We start from the raw sequence: 9,130 nt of genomic DNA on the forward strand, positions 1-9,130 counted from the left end.
TCGACCTGTCGTAAGCCAGCAGGAACGATCTTCACGCCGGTATCCGACACCTCGATATCACGTGTTCATCGATCGCCATCCAATAGCGTTCCGTTATTCTGGAGTACATGCTCGGAGCACATTTGCAGAGATACTGCAGAACCCGGCCGTGGATCAGACCGCTGCTGCGCGGCGGGTACCGTGCGCGGTCAGGCAGGTTATGACGCTTGCGCCCATGAAGGCCATGGCCAGCACTTCAGCGACGGTGGGCAGACGCGCTTCCCAGAGAAAGCCGTAGAGCAGCGCGAATGCGGTCTCGAACAGGATCATCTGACCGATCATGGTGAGCGGCAGCAGCCGGCTCATCGTGTTCCAGAAGGCATTTCCCACCACGGAAGCGAGCAGAGCGACACCCAGCGAGACGGCGAGAAAGCGAAACCACGCCGCCACGTCATGCCCGGCGGGTTCGAGAAGCAGCGCCAACGGAACCAGCAGCAGCGCCTGCATACCGGTGACAATGCCGAGCAGCAGGCTCCATTCGTGCGCGGAAACGCTCTCAAGACGCACCAGCCAACGGCTGTTGACCACGGCGAAAGTGGCCCAGGACGCCAGCGCGCCGATGGCGCAGAGCAGCCCGATCAGCGGCATGAGGCCGGATCCGCTCGCAGCGGCCGCGTGGGCCTTGCCAAGCAATTGCCAGCCGATGCAGGCCACGGCGCCGAACCCCAGCAGGAGCGAAGGCGCGAGCCGGGCAAGCGAAGGCGCGCTTTCGTCGCGGCTACCGACGAGCGTCACGATGACGGGGATGAACCCGATGACCAGCGATGTCACGGCGATGCCCGCCAGTTGCACGGCGCTCGACAGCAGGATGTAATAGAGCGTGTTGCCGAGCAGGCTCAGCCACGCGAGCGCGATCCATTCGGTGCGGCCGAGATGGCGCAGCAGCACGGGCCAACGCCGCATCAGCAGCGCCGCCGCGATCAGGCCATAAGCAAGATATCGGCCGGCGGCGAGGTAAAGCGGGCCGAAGTCGCCCGCCAGTTCGGGCGCGAGGAAGACCAATCCCCATACCGCGCCTGCGGCGGCACCGAAACCCACTCCCACAATTGTATTCCGCGCGCTCGACACTGCAAACTCCGTACCCGTAAGACCCCGCAGATAGCATGCTCCGTTTGCGGCATCTTGTTCGGGTCTACGCCATTCTTGACCGCGTCTCCGGTCCCTGTACCAAACCTTCATCCCGCATCTGGCGGCGATAGGCGGCGGGCGTCAGGCCGGTCGCCTTGCGCATCGCCCGCGTCAGCGCGCTCTGATCGCTGTAGCCGAAACGATAGGCCAGTTCGGCGATGGATACCGGCTCAGCCGCCATCGCCTCGCGTACGCGCTTCAGTCGCAGGTCGGACAGCCAGCCGCGCGGGGTGGTGCCCAGTTCCTCGCGGAAAAGTTCATGCAGCCGGCTGACGCCCATGCCGGCCTGAGCGGCCATGGCGGACGCGGTCCAGCGACGTCCCGGTTCCGCCTCTACCCGTTCCAACAGCGCCGCCAATCGCAGACGCGCTTGCGGCAATCCGCCGGCCAGCGTCTCGAAAAACAGTGGCGCCCAGCGTTCGATCATCGGTTGCAGGACGTCGGCCGCAGCATCGCCCGAGGCCGGCTGTGCCGCCAGGAGCGCCATGAATTCCACCAGCTTGTTCGCCGCCGGTGTAAGGACGCCATAAGGCCGTCGGCCCAGTTCCTCGCGCAGATGAGGCGCAAGCTGCCGCGGATCAAGGTCGAGAATGAAGGCGCGGTTAGGCTGCTCGCTGATCTGGTCGTGGCGCATGTCCGCATCGACGAAGGCCATGTCGCCGCGCAGGATCGCCGCCCCGCGCCCGCCGATCTCCATCGACAGCGTACCCTCCAGCGGCAGCACGATCTGCGCGAATCCATGGCGATCCATCGTGCTTTCCGCACCATAACTGCGCACGGCCAGGGAGAGGGATGTAGGCGAGGTCACGCAAATCCTTCTATCATCCTTTCCCGGCGATGGATTGCGGGTTTTTCGTGCATTCCATGCCGGGATGACCGAACCGCTCAGTCCTGGGCCCTGTTGTCCGCATCCTGGGCCATAGCCCCGTCTGCCGCGGCTTCGGCCTGGGGCGGCAGCACCTCGATCTCCACCCGGCGGTTTTTCGCCCTGCCGTCGAGATCGTCGCTCCCGTCGAGCTTGCGGTTGGGTGCGATCGGCCGCGCCTCGCCCAGCGCGATCACGGTTATGCGCCGGGCATCGACACCCTTCTTTTCGAGGTAATCGCGAGCGGCTACCGCCCTGCGGCGAGAAGCCGCCAGGTTGTCCGCATCCGAGCCTTTGGAATCGCTGTGCCCCCAGATCGTGATCGCCCCGCCGGCCTGGTAGGCCGGGGTCGCGAGCACGCCGTCGATCAAGACGCGCCCGGCCTCGTCCGGCTGCGCTCCTTTGGCTGGATAGGGCACGACGAGGTGCACTCTCTCGATCGGCGGCGCTTCGGTGGGTCCAGTCTCCACATCGGCGCGGATGATCGATTTCTTGGCTTCCTGGGCCGCTTCGGTGATGGCCCCGGCGATCACCGCCTGGTCCGGCTCCTCGGCTTGACGGCCCGCGGCCTGGCTGGCTTCTGCGCCGCCCGGCGCGGGCTGATGGCAGCCGCAAAGGGCCGCGGCCAGGATCGACGATACGATGACGGGCGCGGTTCTCATGCGGTCGCCTCCTTCTTCTCGTTGGCAGTGCGAAGCCCCTCCGGCTCGCCGTGGCGCGAGGGGCCATAGGACACCACGATGTCGCCGGGCTGCGGCGCCGGACGCGAGGCATGGGTGAAGAAGCGGATCTTGCCGTCCTTGCGCAGGAGGAACAATATGTCCGCCTCTTCCGGCAGAGCGGCGCGCGCGTCGGCGAAATCGAACTGTTCGCTGAGGCGCGTCTTGCGGAACGTCCAGCCCGCACGTTCGCGTTCCATGATTTCGGCCACTCCAAGCCCGGAGGTAAACATGGCGCGGCCACGCAAGGCCTCCGGCAGGCTCCGGTGGTCCTCGTCATCGCCCATGCCGCCCAGCTGATAGACTGAATCCCGGCCGATGTCCGGCGCGAACTCGCTGCAGACCAGCGCATTGTAGGCTTCGCTGTCGGTCGTGGCGACGAGCACCTGGAACTGCGCGAGATCGAGTCGTTCCTCGGTCGATTCGGCGAGGATCTCGCCGTGATAGGTCGGGATTCCTGCCTGACGGGCCATCGAGAGACGCTGCCAGCTGGTATCCGCGATCATCACCGGCACCTCCAGCTGGCGCAACTGGTCGGCCAGCGAGAGACTCCAGGGCGTGCTGCCGACGATCAGCAAGCCCCGCTTGCGCGCGCCGAGCACTCCCAGCCACCGCGCGACATAACGGATGCTGAAACCATGCGCGACGATGGTCGCCACCACGACGGAGAACGACAGCGTGACCAGAATGCTGCCGTTGCCATAACCCAACTGGTCCAGCCGGAGCGCGAAGAGGCCGGACATCGCGACCGCCACCACCCCGCGCGGCGCGATCCAGGCGACCAGCAGCCGCTCGTTCCAGGGAATCTTGCTGAAGGCCAGGCTGAGGAGCACCGTGGCGGGGCGGACCAGGAACAGTAGCGCCAGCAGATAGGCGATGAAACGCCATTCGAACTGACGCAGCACGTTGAAGTCCAGTGAGGCCGAGAGCAGCACGAAGACGCCGGAGATCAGGAGGACGGTGACGTTCTCCTTGAAGGGATGGATATCGCGCAGGCTGTCGAGCCGCATGTTGGCGATGGCGACGCCCATGACGGTGACGGCCAGCAGGCCGGTCTCCTGCTGGATCAGGTTCGACAGCACGAAAGTACCGATCACCGCGACGAGCAGGATCGGGGCCTTGAGATACTCGGGAACGTGCCCGCGCGGGAAAGCCCAGGCGATCGCACGGGCAACGCCGTAACCGATCAGCCCGGCCACCACGGCGGCCGCAAGGAGAGCGGCCAGGACGGAAAGAAGCGTTCCACCTTCGTCGACCCGGCGCAGATATTCATACGTGATCACGGCGCAGAGCGCCCCGAACGGATCGTTGACGATCGCTTCCCATTTCAGGATCGCGCGCGGACGCGGCGCCACGTTGCTCTGGCGAAGTAGCGGGATGACCACCGTCGGCCCCGTGACGACGAGGATGCCGGCAAACAGCACCGCGACGGGCCAGACCAGCCCGGCGATATAGTAGCAGGCCAGCGTGCCGAGCACCCAGCCTACCGGAATGCCGATCACCATCAGGCGCGTGACCGCGCCCTCCGTCCTTCGAAGCTCCCGGAAATTGAGGCTGAGCCCCCCTTCGAAAAGGATCAGCGCCACCGCCACGGAGACCATCGGCTCCAGCAGGTCCCCGAAAGTGTGTTCCGGCACGACCAGTCCGGTAACCGGTCCCGCAAGGACACCGGCGGCGAGCATGAGGGCAATGGCCGGCCACCCGGTGCGCCACGCGATCCACTGCGCGCCGATACCGAGGATGCCGATCAGCGCGAAGACGAGGGCTTGCTGCTGCATGCGAGACCCATAGCGACCTCGGACACGGGAGGTAAACACCGCAAGGACAATTTCCTGCCGACCTGTCGGCAGCGCAGCCGCGCCGGGACATGGGCGCGCGCACTCTCGCGACGGAATCGGCCGTTGATCGAAAGCCCGCGCATCGGCCCAATCACAGAAAAAGCTCGCAACCGGGGATGATCGATGCCGAAAAGACCTCTCGTCTAGGTAATTGCCCATAGCCGTGCACGATCAGGAACTTCACGTAGACGGGCCTCTCCAAAACCTTTCCGCGAGGGGCGGAAACAGGCCGCCCGCCGCGCCCATGGTTAACGGCACATTTCGACGGTCGCTCCAATCGTCTGATCGCACTTCGAAAATCCGGGACTGCCGATCCGCCACATCTGAAGCACATGTAAAAACCCTTACAAGGTGGTCATCTCCAGTGAATATCTTCCGCTTCCGCAGCTTAAAACGCGTTCACCGCGTCACGAAGCCGAAGGTTAGCTTCGGGATGTCAGAACCAAACTCGCTGAACGAAGACATTTCCAGCCAATAAAACCGAAATATCGAACGGTTTATTTGGCCAAGAGCGAGTTTGTAGCCATGACCTCCAAGATCACCAGCAATTCGGTTGCCGCCACTGCAAGCCAGACCACCTATTATGGTGACCTTCTCGAAAAGCAGCAGTGGTATCTCGATGGATCCACGCGTTCAAAATTGAGCATCGACGTCTATTCCGTCTGGAAAGACTATAACGGCGCCGGCGTGAAGATCGGCGTGGTCGATACCCAGATCGATTTCCGTCATGCCGACCTCAAGAAGGCTTACAACACCGCGCTCGATTTCAATTTCTCGACCGGTTCGGACAAAGTGGCCATCAGCGCCACCGCGCTTCCCGCAACGCACGGCACCCTGGTGGCGGGCGTGATCGCCGCCGAAGCCGCGAACGGCGTCGGCACCGTGGGTATCGCCTCGGGAGCCACGCTGGTCGGCTACGGCGTCGATTATAGCGCCGCCAACGCCGTGGGCCAGATCGTGGCTGCGCTGCGCAAATCGGCCGAAGTCGATGTTTCGAACAATAGCTGGAGCTTCGTCGAGAACTTCGCGGACAATTTCAGCACCAATCCGGAATACAAGGCCGCGCTGGTCCACGCCGTTTCCGAAGGTCGCGGCGGCCTTGGCACATCGCTGGTCTTCGCGGCCGGCAACGCCGGAACCGGCGGGACGTCCAACTATCACAACTTCCAGAACTCTCCTTATGCAATCGCGGTGGGCGCCGTGGACAGCGACGGCAAGCCCTCGTCCTTCACCAGCCTCGGCGCGAACGTCCTTATATCGGCCGCCGGCCGCGATGTGCTGACCACCACGCTGAGCGACCGCTATGAAAGCGTCAACGGCACTTCCTTCGCCGCTCCGGCCGTCTCGGCCGCTATCGGCCTCATGCTTCAGGCCAATCCGAACCTGGGCTACCGCGACATCCAGGAAATCCTCGCCTACTCGGCCCACCGCACCGGCCTGACCGACAGCGCGAACTTCGGCGACGGCTGGCGGACCAACGGAGCCGACAACTTCAATGGCGGCGGCCTGCACTTCAGCGACGCCTTCGGGTACGGCTTCCTCAACGTTCACGATGCCGTCCGCCTCGCCGAGACCTGGACCGTGCAACAGACCTTCGCCAACCTCACGACCGTCAGCAAGACCGTGACTTCGACGCAGACCCTGAGCGCCGGTTCCAACGACCACATCACGCTCGACATTCCCGTGACGGATGCCGTGAACCTGGAGCATGTCCAGCTTTCGATAGATCTCAACTGGCTGAACAGCGGCGACATCGACGTCTACCTGACCTCGCCCGACGGCACGCGGGTCCGCCTCGTCTACGATCTTCCCGACGAGAGCCGGGTCGGCAGCATCCGCAACTTCACCTTCAGCTCCGTCGCATCGATGGGCGAGGACTCGGCGGGGATATGGAAGGTCGACATCTACAATCGCGACCCGGCCGCCACCGACAAGGCCGGTGTGCCCATGAGCGGCAAGTTCAAGGGCGCCACCTTGACGTTGCTGGGCGATGCCGACACGTCCAAGAACGATACCTATATCTACACCGACGAGTTCGGCTCCCTCTATCAGGGCGACGACCTGGCTCGCCGGAGCACCCTGAAGGATGCGAACGGCGGCGTGGACACCATCAATGCCGCCGCCGTGACGACGAACAGCTTCATCGATCTAAGCGCAGCCAAGGCCAGCTCGATCGCGGGCGTGACGCTCTCGCTGACGGCAGGCACGATCGAGAACATCTATTCGGGTGACGGCAACGACACGCTGATCGGCACGGATGTCGCCAATGTCCTCGATGCCGGACGCGGCAACGACGTCATCTATTTCAGCTTCGGCAATGACGCGATCGACGGCGGCCAGGGGCTCGACAGCCTGATCATGGGCTGCTCTATCTCCAAGGTTTCGGGGTCGCTGTCGGCGACGGGCGCTTTGACGATCTCGGTCCGGGCGGGGGACGTCACGAGCGTCTGCAACGTTGAGAGCTTCACCTTCTCCGACGGCATCTATTCCTACGACCAGCTCACCAAGCTGCTCGCCTCAGGCGGCGCGGCACCGCAACAGCCTGCAACACCCCTCCCCGGCGACACGGCGAACCCGGGCGGCGGCACCACTGCGCCGGTGGTCGAGACGCCTGGTTCGAATGGCTCCAGTGAGCCCGCGCCGACCAGCCCCTACGGGGATGCCAAGATCGTCTATGCAGCGAAGCTGACCGGCACTGCCGGAGACGACCGCCTCACCGGAACGGCCGCCGCCGAACGGATCGATGGACTGGAGGGCATGGACAAGCTGCGCGGCATGGCTGGAAACGACAGCATCAGCGGCGGCAATGGCGACGATACGATCTACGGCGACGAGGGCCACGACTATCTCTATGGCGATGCCGGCATCGACACCATCATGGGCGGCGCGGGCAACGACTGGATCTTCGGCGGCACCGGCGCGGATCGCATCTATGGCGAGGCCGGCGCGGACACCTTCGTGTTCGATGCCGCCGACGTGGCCGCCATGGACACGATCTACGATTTCAACGCGGCGGACGGCGACAAGCTCCTGGTCACCGGCGCCACGGGAGATGCCACTTTCGACATCGTCACCACCGGCGGCAGCACGTATCTCCAGATGCACGACGAAACCGGCGATCATCTCCTGGCGCGCGTGAAAGGCCTGGGAATGGACGGTCTGCAAATGTCGGAAACCGATGCAGGGCTGCTCTGGGCCTGAGCAGCCGACCGAGCGCTTGGCCGCTTCGTTCAGCGCGCGACAAACCGCTCGCTGAAAAGAGGCTCCGACCCGTCGGAGCCTCTTTTCGCTTGCATAATCCTCGTCCAATCTGGACACTACAAAAATCGAAATCGATCGGGCAATGTCTTGATCCGCAAGACGATGGCGCAAACTCTATAAATTCGGTCTACGTATCTATTCTTATAATTCGCTCCATTGTGGCGCCATAAATCTCCGCATGCGGCAGGACGTGCTTTTCTTTGGTTGCCACGTTATCGAGATCCGGCGTATTCGATCCTTGCGAAAGGGACGAAGTCGGAGCGCTGCACCAGGTCCACGGATGGAAGATTGGGCAACAGGGAAGCTTCGCCAAGTCTCCTGAGCAGGCGTGATTTGCTGAACAGATAAGAACGGGAAGCCGGCACAATCGTCGTCGAATTGTAGGTGATTCAAGACTCAACGATTTTTCGGAAGGAACATCCCGTGGCAATTATCGACGGATCTTCAATCGGTGACATCCTGTCAGGCTCGTCCGCAGACGACGAAATCCTGTCGGGCCAAGGCAACGACACCGTTCACGGTGCCGGGGGCAACGACATCATCCAGGGCGGCGCGAACAGCGACAACCTCTACGGCGACGAGGGCGACGATAGGCTCTGGGGCCAGGGTTCGCCCGACAAGCTGCGCGGCGGCGAGGGCAACGACACGCTGAATGGCGGCGGCGGCGACGATCGCCTCTACGGCGGCGCCGGTGACGACTACATCTTCGGCGGCGCCGACAACGACGTTCTGTTCGGAGACGATCCCAACGATCCTACGATCAGCGGCGCCGACATTTTCGTGTTCGACAAGGACGACGGCTCGGACAAGGTCTTCGATTTCGAGCAGGGTATCGACAAGGTTCAGCTTCTCGAAGGTGATGGCTATTCCATCGCGTTCTCGGGCGACAACACGATCCTGACCTATGGCGGCACCTCTGTGCTGCTCTACGACGTTCTCCTCACCGATGCGGACATTCTCGTCGCGTAAGACCACTTTCCGATCAGGTGGAATCGCCTGGCTTGCCGCAAGGCAAACACAACCTGTGCCTTGAAGAAGTAAAGGCGGTCCCGCGGATCGGAGCCACGCTAAGCGACGCTCGACATAAAAGAACCGGAGAAGGCTCGCACCTTCTCCGGTTCGTCGTATGCCTTTAGGTTTGCGCTTGAATTGTGGCGCCAGGAACAACCCTGCTGATCCATCGGATCAGCCAGCAGTCAAGCATCGCCCTGGCAACTTGAAACCTACGCTAGTCATCTGGAACTAAAGTAAGCTTCATTGTATGTTGTGTGTGCGACAAG

Annotated in this window: 6 protein-coding genes; 2 read left to right on the forward strand and 4 right to left on the reverse strand. The window is 63.2% G+C overall.

Annotated elements, in window-relative coordinates; translation table 11 throughout:
- Positions 1–153: 153 nt before the first annotated feature.
- From L284_RS27820 to L284_RS27835, 4 genes are all read right to left on the reverse strand, one after another.
- Positions 154–1,086 (reverse strand): DMT family transporter, encoded by a 933-nt coding sequence (locus L284_RS27820; RefSeq protein WP_235054287.1) that lies wholly within the window; start codon positions 1,084–1,086, stop codon positions 154–156.
- Positions 1,087–1,171: 85 nt separating this feature from the next.
- Entirely contained in the window at positions 1,172–1,975 is an 804-nt protein-coding gene (locus L284_RS27825; protein ID WP_031341464.1) for an AraC family transcriptional regulator, read from the reverse strand.
- A gap of 77 nt (positions 1,976–2,052) precedes the next feature.
- Positions 2,053–2,694, reverse strand: coding sequence for an OmpA family protein (locus L284_RS27830; RefSeq protein WP_021232556.1), 642 nt, complete (start codon positions 2,692–2,694; stop codon positions 2,053–2,055).
- On the reverse strand, positions 2,691–4,529 hold the full coding sequence (locus tag L284_RS27835; RefSeq protein WP_021232557.1) for a cation:proton antiporter: 1,839 nt from the start codon (positions 4,527–4,529) through the stop codon (positions 2,691–2,693). The genes L284_RS27830 and L284_RS27835 overlap by 4 nt, the downstream gene beginning before the upstream one ends.
- A gap of 585 nt (positions 4,530–5,114) precedes the next feature.
- Between L284_RS27835 and L284_RS27840 the strand changes: the two genes are divergently transcribed.
- Both L284_RS27840 and L284_RS27845 read left to right on the forward strand, forming a co-directional pair.
- On the forward strand, positions 5,115–7,790 hold the full coding sequence (locus tag L284_RS27840) for a S8 family serine peptidase (RefSeq protein ID WP_031341466.1): 2,676 nt from the start codon (positions 5,115–5,117) through the stop codon (positions 7,788–7,790).
- 483 nt (positions 7,791–8,273) lie between these two features.
- On the forward strand, positions 8,274–8,819 hold the full coding sequence (locus L284_RS27845) for a calcium-binding protein (RefSeq protein ID WP_021232559.1): 546 nt from the start codon (positions 8,274–8,276) through the stop codon (positions 8,817–8,819).
- The last annotated feature ends 311 nt before the right edge of the window (positions 8,820–9,130 follow it).

The sequence above is a fragment of the Novosphingobium lindaniclasticum LE124 genome (genome assembly GCF_000445125.1).
Lineage (GTDB): Bacteria > Pseudomonadota > Alphaproteobacteria > Sphingomonadales > Sphingomonadaceae > Novosphingobium > Novosphingobium lindaniclasticum.